The organism is Streptomyces sulfonofaciens, from assembly GCF_014656295.1.
In the GTDB taxonomy this organism is placed as follows: domain Bacteria; phylum Actinomycetota; class Actinomycetes; order Streptomycetales; family Streptomycetaceae; genus Streptomyces; species Streptomyces sulfonofaciens.
This window is the reverse complement of the sequence record NZ_BNCD01000003.1, coordinates 17,454-33,282: the sequence shown is the minus strand read 5'-3', so window position 1 is coordinate 33,282 and position 15,829 is coordinate 17,454. Positions and strand designations below refer to the sequence as shown.

The 15,829-nt window shown below is 68.0% G+C and carries 9 protein-coding genes and 2 pseudogenes; 10 read left to right on the top strand and 1 reads right to left on the bottom strand.

The window, feature by feature from the left end; translation table 11 throughout:
* Positions 1 to 45: 45 nt before the first annotated feature.
* The 3 genes from IE313_RS05950 to IE313_RS05940 all read left to right on the top strand — a co-directional run bounded on the left by IE313_RS05950 (position 46) and on the right by IE313_RS05940 (position 5,859).
* On the top strand, positions 46 to 2,454 hold the full coding sequence (locus tag IE313_RS05950; RefSeq protein ID WP_229924419.1) for an RICIN domain-containing protein: 2,409 nt from the start codon (positions 46 to 48) through the stop codon (positions 2,452 to 2,454).
* A gap of 43 nt (positions 2,455 to 2,497) precedes the next feature.
* A complete protein-coding gene (locus IE313_RS05945; RefSeq protein ID WP_189929877.1) occupies positions 2,498 to 4,480 on the top strand; it encodes an alpha-L-fucosidase in 1,983 nt (660 codons plus the stop codon).
* Positions 4,481 to 4,542: 62 nt separating this feature from the next.
* A complete protein-coding gene (locus IE313_RS05940) occupies positions 4,543 to 5,859 on the top strand; it encodes an RICIN domain-containing protein (protein WP_189930250.1) in 1,317 nt (438 codons plus the stop codon).
* Positions 5,860 to 6,571: 712 nt separating this feature from the next.
* On the opposite strand, the gene IE313_RS05935 is transcribed toward IE313_RS05940, so the two are convergent.
* Positions 6,572 to 7,255, bottom strand: a complete 684-nt coding sequence (locus tag IE313_RS05935; RefSeq protein ID WP_189929876.1) for a TetR/AcrR family transcriptional regulator — start codon at positions 7,253 to 7,255, stop codon at positions 6,572 to 6,574.
* Between the two features lie 123 nt (positions 7,256 to 7,378).
* Here IE313_RS05935 and IE313_RS05930 point away from each other — a divergent pair, with 123 nt between their 5' ends.
* The 7 genes and pseudogenes from IE313_RS05930 (at position 7,379) to IE313_RS05900 (ending at position 15,054) form a co-directional block, all read left to right on the top strand.
* Positions 7,379 to 8,818, top strand: a complete 1,440-nt coding sequence (locus IE313_RS05930) for an aldehyde dehydrogenase (RefSeq protein WP_189930249.1) — start codon at positions 7,379 to 7,381, stop codon at positions 8,816 to 8,818.
* A gap of 148 nt (positions 8,819 to 8,966) precedes the next feature.
* Positions 8,967 to 9,350 (top strand): annotated as a pseudogene (locus IE313_RS05925) (aldehyde dehydrogenase family protein); the annotation flags it as partial.
* A 34-nt stretch (positions 9,351 to 9,384) separates the two neighbouring features.
* On the top strand, positions 9,385 to 10,410 hold the full coding sequence (locus IE313_RS05920) for an aldo/keto reductase (protein ID WP_189929874.1): 1,026 nt from the start codon (positions 9,385 to 9,387) through the stop codon (positions 10,408 to 10,410).
* 168 nt (positions 10,411 to 10,578) lie between these two features.
* Positions 10,579 to 10,785 (top strand): transposase, encoded by a 207-nt coding sequence (locus tag IE313_RS05915; protein WP_189929873.1) that lies wholly within the window; start codon positions 10,579 to 10,581, stop codon positions 10,783 to 10,785.
* 21 nt (positions 10,786 to 10,806) lie between these two features.
* Positions 10,807 to 11,245, top strand: a pseudogene (locus IE313_RS05910) (transposase); the annotation flags it as partial.
* Positions 11,246 to 11,304: 59 nt separating this feature from the next.
* Complete coding sequence (locus IE313_RS05905) at positions 11,305 to 11,751, top strand: SRPBCC family protein (RefSeq protein WP_189929872.1); 447 nt, start codon at positions 11,305 to 11,307, stop codon at positions 11,749 to 11,751.
* 363 nt (positions 11,752 to 12,114) lie between these two features.
* Positions 12,115 to 15,054: an ATP-binding protein gene (locus IE313_RS05900; protein WP_308439143.1), complete on the top strand. Its 2,940-nt coding sequence runs from the start codon at positions 12,115 to 12,117 to the stop codon at positions 15,052 to 15,054.
* Positions 15,055 to 15,829: the final 775 nt, after the last annotated feature.

Sequence of the window (15,829 nt, the reverse complement as noted above, 5' to 3'; positions counted from 1 at the left end):
CCGCACCGGCCACGGGGCACCTCCGACCTGCGAAAGGAAACCATCGTGTCAGCATTCCGCCGGTTGCTCCGGCGCCTGCGCGTCCCGACGGCCATGTGTACGGGCCTCATCCTGGCCGCGGGCGGCATCGTGGGCACGACCGCCACGTTGGCCCAGGCCGCCACCTCGATCACCATCAACGGCGCGTCGGGCGGCCGCACCTTCGACGGCGTCGGCGCGATCAGCGGCGGGGGCGGCAACAGCAGACTCCTGATCGACTATCCCGAACCCCAACGCGGCCAGGTCCTGGACTACCTGTTCAAGCCCGGCTACGGCGCCTCCCTGCAGATCCTCAAAGCCGAGGTCGGCGGCGACACCAACTCCACCTCGGGGGCCGAGCCGAGCCACCAGCACACCCGGTCCGACCTGAACTGCAACCGGGGCTACGAGTGGTGGCTGATGGAACAGGCCAAGGCCCGCAACCCGGACATCAAACTGGCCGCGCTCTCCTGGGGTGCACCCGGCTGGATCGGCAACGGCAACTTCTGGTCCACCGACATGATCAACTATCTGGTCTCATGGCTCGGCTGCGCCAAACAGCACGGGCTGACCATCGACTACCTCGGCGGGTGGAACGAGCGCGGCTACAACGTCTCCTGGTACCAGCAACTGCGCAGCACGCTCAACGCCAACGGCTACGGCAACGTAAAGATCGTCGCAGCCGACTCGGACTGGGCCGTGGCGAACGACATCAACTCCAACGCCGCGTTCCGCGCGTCGGTGGACATCATCGGCACGCACTACCCCTGCGGCTACCGTTCCGCACAGACCAACTGCTCGGTGCCGTCGGCCGCCACCTCGTCCGGCAAGCAGCTATGGGCGAGCGAGAACGGCTCGGACGACTACAACGCGGGCGCGACGGCCGTGGCCCGCGGCATCAACCGCGGATACATCGACGGCCGGATGACCGCGTATCTCAACTGGCCCGTGGTCGCCGCGCTCACGCCCAACCTGCCCTACCCCAGTATGGGGCTCGCCCTGGCACCGGAGCCGTGGTCCGGCTACTACGCGATCGGCAAGAACGCCTGGGTGATGGCGCAGACGAGCCAGTTCACCGCCCCGGGGTGGCACTACCTCGACGACTCCAGCGGCTATATCGGCGGCAACCGGAACAACGGCAGCTACGTATCCCTGAAGTCCACGAACAACTCCGACTACTCCACGGTCATCGAGACGATGGACGCCAGCGGCGCCCAGACCCTGAACTTCAACGTCGCCGGAGGGCTGGCCTCGACCAGGACCGTCCACGTCTGGTCGACCGACGTCCGGTCCAACAACACGTCCGACCACTTCGTGCACGCCACGGACATCACCCCGTCCGGCGGCGCCTTCAGCCTGACCCTGCAGCCCGGCCGCGTGTACACCCTCACCACCACGACCGGACAGGGCAAGGGCACCGCCACCGGTCCCGCCCGGGGCACGTTCGGCCTGCCGTACAGCGACTCCTTCGACAGCTACGCCACCGGAACCGAGGCCAAGTACCTCATGGACTGGCAGGGCGCCTTCGAGGTGGCCGGCTGCGGCGGCGGCCGCTCCGGCAAATGCGTACGCCAGATGAGCCCGCAGAAGCCGATCACCTGGGACGCGCTGTCCGATCCGCACGCCCTGCTCGGCGACGTGGGCTGGAGCAACTACACCGTCTCCTCGGACGTACTGCTCGAACAGTCCGGATACGCCGAACTGATCGGACGCGCGAACACGCAGGACTACAGCAGCACCGGCCAGCTCAACGCCTATCACCTGCGAGTGAGCGACACCGGCGCGTGGTCGATCCAGCGCTCGAACACCAACGGCAACGTCACCACCCTGGCCCAGGGCACGACCGCGGCCCTGGGCACCAACCGGTGGCACACCCTGGGCCTGACCTTCTCCGGCAGCAGCATCACCGCCGTCATCGACGATACGAAGGTCGCCGCCGTGAACGACAGCACTTACGCCGGCGGCCAGGTCGGCTACGCGACCAGCCAGACCGAGACGGCGCAGTTCGACAACCTGTCCCTCACCCCCGGGTCCGGCGGATCCAACGGCATCACCGCCCCGATCACCGGGACCGGTTCCGGCCGGTGCGTGGACGTGCCGAACCAGTCGCAGACGAACGGCACCCAGGTGGAGCTGTGGGACTGCAACGGCGGCAGCAACCAGCAGTGGACGAAGACCGCGGCGGACGAGCTGCGGGTCTACGGCAGCTCCTGCCTGGACGCCTCGGACCAGGGCACCAGCCCCGGCACCAAGGTGGACATCTGGTCCTGCGACGGCGGCACCAACCAGAAGTGGACGATCCACGACAACGGCACGATCACCGGAGTCCAGTCCGGCCTGTGCCTGGACGCCACCGGCGGCGGAACGGCGAACGGCACCTTGCTGCAGTTGTGGACCTGCAACGGCGGCAGCAACCAGAAGTGGATGCACGGCTGACCTCCTGAACCCACCCGCGCCACTCACGCAGAGAGGCCCCCCTATGACTTCCTCCTCCCTTCCGATCAGCCGGCGCCGGCTGATCGCGGCGGCGGGCGCGGCCACGGCCTTCGGTCTGCTGCGCTTCGCCCCCGAGGCCGCCGCCACCGACGGCCCGCAGAGCTACACCGCGAGCTGGTCCTCGGTGGACCAGCACCCTCCGGCCCCGGCCTGGTTCCAGGACGCCAAGTTCGGCATCTACTACCACTGGGGCGTCTTCAGCGTCCCGGCGTACGGGAACGAGTGGTATCCGCGCAACATGTACGTCGGCGGCTCGAACGAGAACAAGCACCACATCGCCACCTACGGCGACCCGTCGGCCTGGCCGTACCACAACTTCATCGACGGCGCCCGCGACAAGGCCGGGAACTTCGTCCAGTTCGCCCCCAAGCTCGCCTCCCAGGGCGGCAAGTGGGACCCGGACGCCTGGGCGCAGTTGTTCAAGTCCGCGGGCGCGAAGTTCGCCGGCCCGGTCGCCGAACACCACGACGGCTTCTCCATGTGGGACAGCCACGCCAGCCCGTGGAACTCCGTCCAGCACGGTCCGAAGCTCGACCTCGTCGGGCTGCAGGCGAAGGCCATCCGCGGCCAGGGGCTGAAGTTCATGGCCTCGCTGCACCACGCGTACCACTTCACCGGCTACTACGACCACGTGCCGTACCAGTCCGACCCGACGCTGCGCATCCTCTACGGCCAGCAGGGCGCGGCCGCGGAGAACCAGCTCTGGTACCAGAAGCTGATCGAGGTCGTCGACGGCTACCAGCCGGACCTGGTCTGGCAGGACTTCAACCTGGGTCAGGTGCAGGAGTCCTACCGGCTCCAGTTCCTCGCGCACTACTACAACCAGGCGGTCGCCTGGAACAAGGACGTGGCCGCGACCTACAAGGACGGCTTCGACAACAAGGGCGAGGTCCTCGACTTCGAGCGCGGCGGCCCGGCCGGGCTGCTCACCCCGTACTGGCTGACCGACGACAGCATCTCCTCCTCCAGTTGGTGCTACACGGTGGGCATCGGCTACTACTCGACGCAGGCCCTGCTGCACGCGCTGATCGACCGCGTCAGCAAGGGCGGCAGCATGCTGCTGAACATCGCCCCGACGGCCGACGGCACCATCCCCTCCGGGCAGCAGTCGATCCTGCTCGCCATGGGTGACTGGCTCGGCCGCTTCGGAGAAGCGATCTACGGCACCCGCTCCTGGACCAGCTACGGCGAGGGCCCCACCCAGATGGGCGGAGGCTCGTTCAGCGGCCCGGTGGCCGGCACGGCGAAGGACATCCGGTTCACCCGCAGCCAGGACAACAAGGTCCTGTACGCCACCGCGCTGGGCTGGCAGGGCGGCACCATGACCATCGCCACGCTGAGCTCGAACCGGATCAACCTCAGCAGCCTGACCGGCGCACAACTGCTGGACAACACCGCGGGCACGTACATCAACCTGCCCGCACCGACCCAGGACACCTCCGGCCTGCACCTGGCCATGCCCTCGTCCGGTGCGCCGTTCAGCGCCCTGGCGTACACGATCAAGCTCACCTTCTCCGGCCAGATCCCCGCCCTGAACGGCGCGGGCGTCCCCGTTAGCTGGGCCGAGATCACCAATGTGACCAGCGGGCTGGCACTCGACAGCGGGGGCGACGTCGCCTCCGGCTCCAACCTCAAGCAGTGGACCTACGACGGGAGCAGCAACCTGCACTGGCAGTTGATCGACCTCGGCAACGGCTACTACCGGATCATGAACCGCACCAATGGCATGGCCGCCGACAGTTGGGGCGACGCCGCCAACGGCGCTCCCGCCCGGCAGAGCGCGTGGAACGGCGGCAACAACCAGCAGTGGTCGCTCAAGAGCCTCGGCAACAACCGCTACCAGATCGTCAACCGCGGCACCGGCACCGCCCTCGACGGCGCGGGAAGCACCACGTCCGGCTCGACGACGGTGATGTGGACGCCGAATTCCAGCACCAACAACGCGTGGACCATCGCCGGCGTCTGAGCCGCCTGCGCCTCGACGGAGAAGGAGAAGGAGAAGCAGTGAAGAAGAGAAGGTCCCTCTTCATGCCCCTTGTGGCCGCGGCACTTCTCGTCATGTCCGGTGCCGGTACGGCGCTGGGCCGCAGTCCCGACGCAGGCACGTCGCCCACCAGTGCCAGTGCCGCCGCCAGTGACGGATGCGGCAAGGCTCCGGCGCTGAACAGTGGTACGCACACGATCTCGAGCAGCGGCCAGAGCCGCAGCTACATCCTCAGGGTCCCGGCGAACTACGACAGCACCCGCGCCTACCGGCTGGTCTTCGGATTCCACTGGGTGGGCGGCACCGCCAACGATGTCGATTCGGGCGGATCCGACGGATACAACTGGTCCTATTACGGCCTCAGGCGGCTGGCGGACAGCGCGAACAACGGCACGATCTTCGTGGCGCCCCAGGGCATCAACAACGGCTGGGCCAATTCCGGCGGCCAGGACGTGACCTTCGTCGACGACATGGTCCGGCAGATCGAGGCAGGCCTGTGCGTCGACACGGCGCAGTTGTTCACCGGCGGCTTCAGCTACGGCGGGGCGATGACGTACGCCCTGGCCTGTTCCCGGGCGACGGTCTTCCGCGCGGTCGCGGTCTACTCCGGCGCGAACCTCAGCGGATGCAGCGGCGGCACCCAGCCCATCGCGTACATGGGGCTCCACGGCATCAATGACAACGTCCTGCCGATCTCTTCGGGACGGGCGCTGCGCGACACGTTCGTACGGAACAACGGCTGCACCCCGCAGAACCCGCCCGAGCCGTCGTCCGGCAGCCACACGCACATCATCACGGCCTACTCGGGGTGCTCGTCCGGGCATCCCGTCGTATGGGCCGCGTTCGACGGGGGTCACGACCCCGGCCCCATCGACAGCGGCGGCAGCGGCTGGCAGACCTGGACGTCGGGAGAGGTGTGGAAGTTCTTCACCCAGTTCGACTCGACCACCCCGCCCCCGCCCACGGGCCAGCAGATCGTCGGCGGGCAGTCGGGCCGCTGCATCGACATCCCCAACTCCACCACGGCCAACGGCACCCAGGCACAACTGTGGGACTGCCACGGCGGCACCAACCAGCGGTGGACCTACACCGCCTCCAGGCAACTCATGATCTACGGCAGCAAGTGCCTGGACGCCTCCGGGCGGGGGACCGGCAATGGCACTGCCGCGATCATCTGGGACTGCAACGGGCAGACGAACCAGCAGTGGAACGTCAACGCCAACGGCACGATCACAGGAGTGCAGTCGGGGTTGTGTCTTGAGGCCGGCGACGCGGGCACCGCCAACGGAACGAAGATCCAACTGTGGAGTTGCTCGGGCGCATCGAACCAGCAGTGGGATCTGAGAGGGCGTTCCGGTTAGAAACCGGATGGTTCATGGGTTATGCCAAGACACCAACAAGTACCGCAGCAGCCTGCTGACGGGCTTCTGGCAAGTCCTCGAATTCGGTCGCCAGGCCGGACTGATGGACGACGTTCCCGGCGGGTTCCGCCACCGCTCGCACCGGATTGTCGAGGACGCCCGATCCCTCCTACCTGCCCGCCATCGAGGACCACATCCGCACTGAAGGCCGACCGGGAGACCGCCGAAGCGATGGACTCTCCTCTTTGACGACGACGGTACCTCGACTTGGGGTGGTGACCTGCACCTATGGCGAACGGTGATTGGCTTGATTACTGGCTGTCACGGGCTCCGGTCTTGTCGGAGGAGGTGCTGGAGGGCATCCACCACATCCTTACGACTGGGGGAGACGACGAAGACTGATGTGGCAAACAGTCCTGCCCGGCGAGGGCGGGCGGCGGCTTAGCCAGTGAGAGCGCCCCTCCGGTCAAGGCCATGTTGGACATGCCAGGGGCAGCGCGGCACCGGTACGTCCAGCCGCTTGGCATGGACGGGAGCTATGGCGTCGAGGCGAAGGGGCAGGTGTTCAAGAACCCACAGTGACAGCCCGATGTTTCCCCGTGATGCTGACGACCAAATCAGATCGAGCAATCGACAATTGTGCTGAGTCAGTCCCGGCCGGATGCCAATGACCTACGGGAACTGCTCGCCGAGGACGAGGCCCTTCAGGCCCTCACTGCGCCGGCTTGCCGGCTCCGCGCTCCGTCAGCCCCGTAGCCAGAGCTGCTGTGTACTCGGTGACCTTGGGAGCGAAGTCGACGGCGGCGTGGGCCAGCTCGGGGCGTTCGAGGTAGAGCGTCGCCAGTGTGGGGGGCGGATGGGAGATCTGCCAGAGGGCGGCGGCGAGCATGCTGACGCCTCCGATCAGCTCCCGGGCTCCACTCATTCCGAGCGGCGGAAGGTAGCGGGCGGCCGTCGCTGCGAGATCCTCGACCGCCGCGAGGACGACGGTCTTGAAGGTGAGCACCGTGTCGCTCGACACTTCGCGTTCCAGGCTGAGGGAGGCGTGCGCCAGTAGGTCGCAGAAGAGCGGTTGCTCGACCAGAGTCTTGGCTACCGCTTCCGCCAGCGCCTGGGGGGTGGCCCCGGACGCTCCGTCCAGCTCGTCGCGGAGCATGCGGGCCCACTGCGTCCATCCCTCGGCGGTGAGGCGCAGGAAGACCTCCTCGCGGGTCTCGAAGTAGCGCAGCACCGCGGACTTGTGGAGGCCCGCCTCGCCCGCGATGTCGGTGAGCGTGACCGCGCGGACCCCCTTGGTCAGCCCGAGCCTGCGCGCCGCCTCGATGATCGACGACGCCCTCAGCTCCTTGTGCTCCGGCCGGCGGGCGCGCCGGAACGACACATCTTGACTGCTCACGACAACGGCCAGGTTAGCACAACGATGTTCCCTTGTTAGTGAAACGGCGTTGTGTTAACGTGGTCGAGGAGAAGCAAACAGCATCATTTACTGACAAAAAGGTTCATGGGAAGCTTGAAGATCATGATCAATTACCCGAAGTTGTACGTGGGTGGCCAGTGGGTCGAGCCGACCCGGGCCGAGCTCCTGGAGGTCCGCTCACCTCATGACCAGTCCCTGGTCGGACGGGCGGCCGAGGCCACGCCCCCCGATGTCGACCGTGCCGTGCGTGCCGCGCGAGAGGCATTCGACAACGGGCCGTGGCCGCGTATGAGCGCCGCCGAGCGGGCGCGCGTGATCGCCCGCTTCTCCGAGCTCCACGCCGCCCGCGCGGACGAGATCGCCGACCTGACCACGGCCGAGAACGGCTCGGCCCGTTGGTTCACCGGCTGGACCACAAAGGCGCTGTCCGAACAGACCGCCGCCTTCCTGCGCGCGGCCGACTCCTTCGCCTGGGAGGAGGACATCTCCCGCGCTACCGCCGAAGGGACCAGGACCCTGGTGCGCCGGGAGCCGGTGGGTGTGGTCGCCGCGGTGATCCCGTGGAACGCCCCGCACCAGTCCGCTCTCGTCAAGCTGGTGCCGGCACTGCTCGCGGGCTGCACCGCCGTGCTCAAGGCCTCACCGGAGACAGCGCTCAGCACGCTCCTGCTGGGTGAGCTGTTCAACGAGGCGGGACTGCCGGAGGGTGTGCTCAGCATCCTGCCCGCCGACCGCGAGACCAGTGAGTACCTCGTGTCCCACCCCGGCGTGGACAAGATCGCCTTCACCGGATCCACGGCCGCCGGCCGCCGCATCGCCTCGATCGCCGGCGAGCAGCTCAAGCGGGTCAGCCTCGAACTCGGCGGCAAGTCCGCAGCCATCGTGCTCGACGACGCCGACCTCGACGCACTGAGCGAAGGGCTGAAGTTCCTCTCCTTCGGCAACAACGCCGAGAACTGCGTGGCCCACACCCGGATCCTGGTCCACCGCGGCCGGTACGACGAGACCCTCGCGCGGCTGAAGGGCATGGTGGAGTCGCTCACGGTCGGGGACCCCGCCGACCCGGCCACCTTCATCGGCCCCATGGTCCGGGAGGACCAGCAGCAGCGGGTGATCTCGTACATCCACCTCGGCATCGAAGAAGGAGCCCGACTGGTCACCGGTGGCCCCGAGGTCCCGGAAGGACTCGCGCACGGTTACTACGTGCGGCCGACGCTCTTCGCAGACGTCGACAACTCGATGCGGATCGCGCAGGAGGAGATCTTCGGCCCGGTGCTGGTGGTCATCCCCTTCGACACCGACGAGGAGGCGGTGCGCATCGCCAACGACTCCCCCTACGGTCTCGGCGGCGGAGTGTGGACCTCCGACGAAGAACGCGGCCTGGCCATCGCACGCCAGGTCAGGACCGGAACGTTCTCCGTCAACGGCGCTCCCCACTCCCTGGAGGGCCCGTTCGGCGGGTACAAGGCAAGCGGCATCGGTCGGGAGTTCGGGCCCGTGGGGCTGAGCCAGTACATCGAGTACAAGACGGTCTCGGTGTAAGACACTCAGGGTCCCCGGCCTCACAAGCGTGGCACACGGTGTGGGCGCCCCCGCGACGACGGCGTACCGCGCCAACGTGTGGGCCACTGGACGCTTGACAGGTGTCCAGTGGCCACGCCTTCACCGGTTCCACCGCGGCTGTCGGCGCATCGTCCTCGGCGTCGTCGAAGGAGCCCGGCTGGTCACCGGCGACACACGGACGCCCGAGAGACCGGAAGGCGGACACCACGTCCGTCCGACACTGTTCGCTGACGTCGAGAGCGCCCTGCGGATCGCTCGCGAGGAGGACTTCGGCCCCGTCCTGATCGTCATCCCCTTCGACGACGAGGACGGTCCCGTGCGCATCGCCAACGACTCCAAGTACGGCCTCGCCGGCGGTGTGTCGCCGGGCGGGTGCCCGTCAACGGCGTCCCATCGACACAGGCGGCGCCTTCGGGGGGGCGCCAAGAGCAGCGGCATCGGCCGCGAGTTCGGAGCCACGGGCCTCGCCCAGTACATCGAGTACAAGACCATCGCCGCTATCGCTGCCTGACAGCTACAAGGACTCTGAAAGACCAAGGAACATTATGCAAAAAGCCCGTATCACCCTCGGACACAGCGACGTCTCCATCCGGCCGATCGGCCTGGGATGCATGGGAATGTCCCAGTACTACGGCGACGCGGACGACGAGGACTCCATCGCCACGATCGGGGCAGCCATGGACGCCGGCATCGACTTCTTCGACACCTCCGACATCTACGGCGCGGCTTCCTCGGCCACCGACCAGAAGTCCAGCAAGGCCTTCGGACACAACGAGGAACTACTGGGCCGGGCCGTGCGCGGCGTACGCGACAGGGTCGTCCTGGCCACCAAGTTCGGCGCGAAACCCGCCCCGGAGGGCGGGGTGACCTTCGATGGGAGGCCCGAATACGTCGCCGCCGCCTGCGACGAAAGCCTGCGCCGCCTCGGTGTCGACCACATCGACCTCTACTACTACCACCGCCTCGACCCCACAGTGCCGATCGAGGACACCGTGGGCGCGATGGCCGACCTGGTGACCGCGGGCAAGGTGCGCACGCTCGGACTCAGCTCGGTCGAGCCGGACCTGCTGCACCGAGCGGCCGCGGTGGCGCCGATATCGGCTCTCCAGAGCGAGTACTCGCTGTGGGCCCGCGAGGTGGAGCAGGAGGTGCTTGCCACCTGCCGCGAGCTGGGCATCACCTTCGTGCCCTACAGTCCCCTGGGCCGAGCCGCCCTCGCCGGCGGCTTCACCGGCACTCCCTCGCTGTCCAGCGACGACTTCCGCGCCACCTTGCCCAAGTTCCAGGAAGAGAACTTCGCGCACAACCTGCGCCTCATCGAACAGTTGAAGGCGTTCGCCGACGAGCGGGGACACGCCCCAGGGCAGATCGCCCTGGCCTGGCTGCTCGCCCAGCCCTACGACATTGCCCCCATCCCCGGCACGAAGCGGGCACCGTACGCACGACAGAACATCGCCGCCACAGCGGTGCCGCTCAGCGCGGACGACATCGCATTCCTCTCGGGTCTGTTCGACCCCGCACAGGTGCGTGGCGAGCAGTACGGCAATCTCGACGTGCGTCCCAGGCGCTGATTCCGGGAGTGTCTGACTAATCAACGGCGGATCCGATGATCAAGGAGACGCCTGATGAGCGAGACCATCACCGAGCACGAGTCCGTGGAGGAGCCGGTCGTTGAAGCTTCCCCGTGTGGCTGGACACCTGGAGTCTGGGAGGTGAGGGTCCGAAGAAAGTAGTGCCAGGTGGGTAGCCAGTACTCGAAGCGGTACTCGGTGGGGTTCAAGCGGGCCGTGATCGCGTTGGTTCGCTCCTCCGACAAGACGATCACGGAGGTCGCGCGGGATCCGGGGGTGAGCCGGGAGATCCTGCGCGGCTGGGGCAAGCGTGAGCGGATCGACCGTGGTGGAGGAGCGCCGGGAGCAGCCGGGTGCCGGGCCGGGCGGCGGTGAAGTCCCGGCCACTGTCACCGCCACCCGCACGACGCGACGCTGCAGACCCCGCCCCACAGCGGTCGTGGACGTCCGACCCGGCCCTTCATACCCCGAGGCGGCCAAGAGCGTGAAAGAGCTGGTCAGCGCCGCGGGAAAGCAGGCGGCCCAGCCCGTGCAGTGGCGGGAGGGATCCCGCCGGGGCACCGGCCGCAGCGGGTTCAAGCGCCTGTACTCGCGCTTCGTGGTCTGCGGATCCGGCTGCCCGGACGGGAGAATCCGCAAGGCCGTCGGGGGATCGGAGCTGCCCGCATGCTGGCTGCTGGCGGAGTGGCCCGCCACCGCGTCAGAGCCGGTGCAGTTCCGGCTCTCCAACCTGCCCGACGACACCCCGCTGACCACGCTTGTGCGGCTGTCCGAGCTCCGCTGGCGGATCGAGCACGACTACCGCGAGATGAAGCAGGCCCTGGGCCTGGCCCACACTCACGTCATCGTCTCGATGCTCGGACGACGTTATTCTGGAACGAGGGAGTGATCGTCATGAGCGGACAGATCGAAGTAGTCACCGAGATCGATCGGCCCATCGAGGAGGTCTTCGCCTTTCTCGCGGAGGGCACGAATGATCCGCAGTTCAGCCCGCGGGTGCAGCGGATCGACAAGGATCCGGCCGGTGCCACCACGGTCGGTACGATGTTCCGCAGCACCGCGAAGGATGCGGGCATGACCTCGCAGCGCGAAATCAGGATCACCGCCCTGGAGGCCCCGTTCAAGATCCGCTGGACGGAACTGTCCAAGAACACGGTGACCACGACCGAAGGCGGCTACGACCTGCAACTGACCGGGGACGGGAAGACCCGGATGCGGCTGTTCAACGTGCTGGAGGGCCACGGCTTCGGCAAGCTGCTGGTCGGTCTCGCGGTCAGCGCGTCCCGCAAGGACGCACCCGCTTTCGGCCGGCGCATCAAGAACGCGATCGAAACCTCCTGACGAGGGCTGACCGGGACTGACGGGGGCACCCGCAGCCGCGCGCAGTCCCGAGGCTCGGGCGCGGGCCGCTCTCGCGGAGGGACGCCTCGTGGCGGGCGTTCCTTCCACGGTTGCGTTCTGCCGGACGTCGGCAGACCGAGGCCGGCCGCACCGGCGGAGAGCCCGGCCGTCGCAGCATGGAAAATATGGAAAATGCTGTCTGCAATCGAGGTCGGGCGTGTTGACGGTCTTCGTGTACCGGTGGACTGAACTGGCGCAGAGTGGGGGCAAGGGCGACCCGTCGTAGTGAGGCGGAGCCAGGCGCGGGCCGGTCGTCCATTCGGGCCGCCCGCGTTGAAGGAGAGGAGATGCCGTGCCCGGGACATGGCACGTTACCGGCAGCCTCCGCGGACGCGGCGGGGCGGCGACCGATGCCGTGCTGAAATGCGGTGGCTGCCACGCGACTCCCGTCGACGAGGACGTACTCCCGCTCCTCGCCGAGGCGGCCGCCGCCGGCCGCGGCAGCGTCGGAAGGCGGCGGTCGTGAAACCAGTTCTCAGAGGACGTGCGGATGAGATGAGCCGGGTTCTCAGCCTCCTTCGACGAGTGGAGCAGACGGGGCAGGGCGCAGCCGTGTTCGTCCGTGGGGAGCCCGGCATCGGCAAGACCGCCCTGCTGGACACAGTGGTGGCACAGGCTTCCCGCCTGGGATTCACGATCGGTTTCGGGAAAGCGGAAGAGCAGAACCAGATCGCTCCGATGGCTCCTCTCCTCGCGGCGTTGCGCTTCGGAAGCCGCCCGCTCCTGTCGGCCGAAGCCTTCGCGGACCTTGCACCTCTGTACCGCCAGAAGCTGTGGCTTGTGGACCGGCTGGCCGGAGTGCTGGAGGAGCACGCGATGCGGTCCCCGCTCCTCATCGCGGTGGACGATGTCCAATGGGCCGATCGCCTCAGCGTCTTCGCTCTTCGCACCCTGCCTGTGCGGCTGGCGGATGTGCCCGTTGTGTGGATGCTCAGTTCCCGCACAGACCCTGCTGGAACGGCGGAGAAGGTGCATGCCGCCGTGAGGACGGACATTCCCGTCGAGGTCGTCGACCTCCAGCCGTTGGCGGCCTCCGATGTCGAACTGGTCGCCCGGGACCGGTTGGGTGCTCCACCGGGCGAGCGTCTGGTGCGTCTGCTGCAGGGGGCGAACGGCGTGCCCTACCTCGCGGTCGAACTGATCGATGCCATGTGCGTGGAGGCCGGACCCGCGGGCGACGACGCGGCGACCGGCGGCCAGGAACTTCCCGCCCCGTTTGTGACGGGACTGCGCGGCAGGCTGCACTCGCTGCCCGAGGAGGTCCGCCGCGTCCTGGCCGTCGGCGCCGTTCTGGGACGGTCATTCCGCATCGACGATGCCGCGGCGCTGCTGGACGGTGCCTCGACCGAGGACGTCATCCGCTGGCTGGAACAGGCCATGCGGGCCGGTGTCCTCGGGACCGACAAGGACCGCATCGTCTTCCGTCACGACCTGGTACGGCAAGCGGTCTACGCGGACGTGCCTCACCCGATGCGCACCATGCTCCACCGGGCCGCGGCGGAGCTGCTCCTGACGACCGGCGACGATCCCGTGGAAGCGGCGCCCCATCTGCTGGTGAGTGCGGTGAAGAACGACCGCAGAGCAGTCGACATCCTGCACCGGGCGGCCGCGGCACTGCGTACCCTCGCTCCCATGACGGCGGCCGACCTCATTGTCGCCGCCCTCGCCCTGCTGCCACGGTGGGACAACCTGTCGTTGCGCCTCGGCGAGGAGGCCATCGATATCCTCGGCGAGGCCCACCGCACGCGTGAGGCGATGGCGCTGGGCGACGACCTCCTGGAAAACCATCTCAGTAACGAGGACACAGCACGCATCCAGGGAAGGCTGGCCTGGCTGCTGTGGAGCCTGGGCAGGCCCGACGAGATGTGCGCGAGGATCGAGGCGGCACTCGCACTGAACGGACTTTCGCCCAGAACACGTCGGCACCTGCTCAGCCTCCACGCGCTCGCGCTCTCGCGAGGGAGGGACCTTGTCCGGGCCAAACAGGTCAGCGTCAAGGTGCTCGAAGAGGCCGGCCGCAGCGGCGACCGGTCCGCCGAGGCCCTTGCCCTGCGCGCGCGGGCCGACATCGCGCTGACCGAAGGCCGCGTCAGCGCGGCTCTGGAGCAGTTCTCGCTGCTGCGCTCCACTGGACGATCTTTCGATGTGGGCGAGATCATGACCCTGCTGCTCGTGGACGAATATGACTCCGCTAGCCGCCTGATTCTGCTGAGCCGGCGCAGCGCCGACGACACAGGAACTTCGTACCAAATTCCCGGTCTGCTGTTCGCCCAAGCAGTGCTTGACTTCCGAAAAGGCCGACTCGACGAATCCAGCACCGGCTTCGCCGCGCTGATGGCCCTGGGAGATGGTCCACAACATGTTTTCCAGAAAGCGGCGAAGGTCGTCATGGCCCGGATCGCCCTCCACCGCGGCGACCTCCGGATCGCTCGCGAGCTCTGCGGCGCAGTGAACTGGGACGTCACCGGGGAACCGCCCGAGCCACGCCAGGTGATCATGTGGGGTCGCATTCTCCTCGCCGAAGGCAAGCCCGACGAAGCTATCCGCCTCGTCCTGCACCACCGCATACTGGACGACTTCCGCATCGGTTTCAGGGGGTCCGAGCAGCCGGCCGGCATTCCCGAGTGGATCGTCGAATTCACCGAGGCAGCGGCCGCGAGCGGTCATCACGATGTGGCCGTCCGGATGGCCCGCCTTCTCCGCTGCTACGCCGAGCGCAATCCGAACTCCCACCTGATCAGCGGCTTGGCCGACCAGGCAGAAGGACTGACAACCGATGACGTCGGACTCCTGCGGCGGGGGCTCGAAGGGATCAAGCATAGCCGGCGAAGGCTTCTCGAGGCCGGGGCATGGGAGAGGGTCGGGTATGCGCTGCTCCGGCGCGGCGACAAGGCGGAGGCGACCCAGATGCTGGAAACGGCCGGGGACGCCTTCCAGAACCTGGGGGCACTGGGGGACGTGCGCCGCGTCCAGCACGCCATGCAGGCCACGGGCCTGCGTCGCCGGCGCTGGACCAGCGCCGGCGAGCGGCCCCTGTCCGGCTGGGAAGCGCTGACCGACACGGAGCAGCGTGTCGCCCGTCTCGTGGGAGCAGGCCACTCCAATCGGTCGGCCGCCGGTGAGCTCATGCTTTCCCCCAATACGATTGCCGCGCACCTTCGCACCATATTCCGGAAGCTGGAAATCAATTCACGCGTCCAGCTCGCCAACAAGCTTCGTGACGATAGGCAGTCGGCCGGGTGATGTCGCTCGCCGGCCGTCCACGGGCTACCGGACAGCGCCGTCGACTCCGCTCCGGAGACTGCGGGACTGGGGATCTGGCGTACGGTGGTCCGTGCACCTCCGCACTCGCCGAGTTCTACGCCCGGGGTACCGACCCGTACAGCAGCTTGGCCGTGGCGCTCCGGCACTCACCGCGCTGAAGGAGCGTGTTGCGCTGGATGGCGCAGGACGTGTGCGGTCTACCGGAGGGCAGTACCGGCCTGCTGACCACCGGCGGCTCCGTGGCGACGTTCTCGGCGGTGCCCGCGGCCCGGCACGACCGCCTCGCGTGGGCTGCGCGCCTGGATGACCTGCACCTGCGCGGCGGGGCAGCCTCCCGGGAAGCCCTCGACGAAGAAATCGACCTCGCCCAGCGTGTGTACGGCAGGCTGACGGGGTTCCAGGCGCTCGGGGTTCCCCGGCGCCCGGACTTGACCACCGTGCCTTCCGGGCCCGCCCCCGCGATGACAGCCCGCAGGCTGCGGAAGAGGCGGACCGGGCCACCCGTCACCTGCTGGCGCGGCTCAACGACGATCCGCGTGTGCTTCTCTCCAGCACCGTCGTCGACGGCCGCCAGACCATACGGGTCTGCATCCTCGTCCACTGCACCCATGCGGACCGGATCGACGACCTGCTCACCGACGATTCCGCCCGCATCCCGGCCCGCTGGTCGTGCGGTCCGGAAGAGCCGCACCCGACTCCACCGGGCCAGGGTGGCCGACAAACGGGTGATGGTCCGCGCCAAGGCTGCGTGCAA

Bases quoted from the DNA above. Each gene is read 5' to 3' on its own strand.
- IE313_RS05945 (WP_189929877.1), top strand. From the start codon at position 2,498: ATGACTTCCTCCTCCCTTCCGATCAGCCGGCGCCGGCTGATCGCGGCG.
- IE313_RS05940 (WP_189930250.1), top strand. From the start codon at position 4,543: ATGCCCCTTGTGGCCGCGGCACTTCTCGTCATGTCCGGTGCCGGTACG.
- IE313_RS05930 (WP_189930249.1), top strand. From the start codon at position 7,379: ATGATCAATTACCCGAAGTTGTACGTGGGTGGCCAGTGGGTCGAGCCG.
- IE313_RS05920 (WP_189929874.1), top strand. From the start codon at position 9,385: ATGCAAAAAGCCCGTATCACCCTCGGACACAGCGACGTCTCCATCCGG.
- IE313_RS05905 (WP_189929872.1), top strand. From the start codon at position 11,305: ATGAGCGGACAGATCGAAGTAGTCACCGAGATCGATCGGCCCATCGAG.
- IE313_RS05900 (WP_308439143.1), top strand. From the start codon at position 12,115: ATGGCACGTTACCGGCAGCCTCCGCGGACGCGGCGGGGCGGCGACCGA.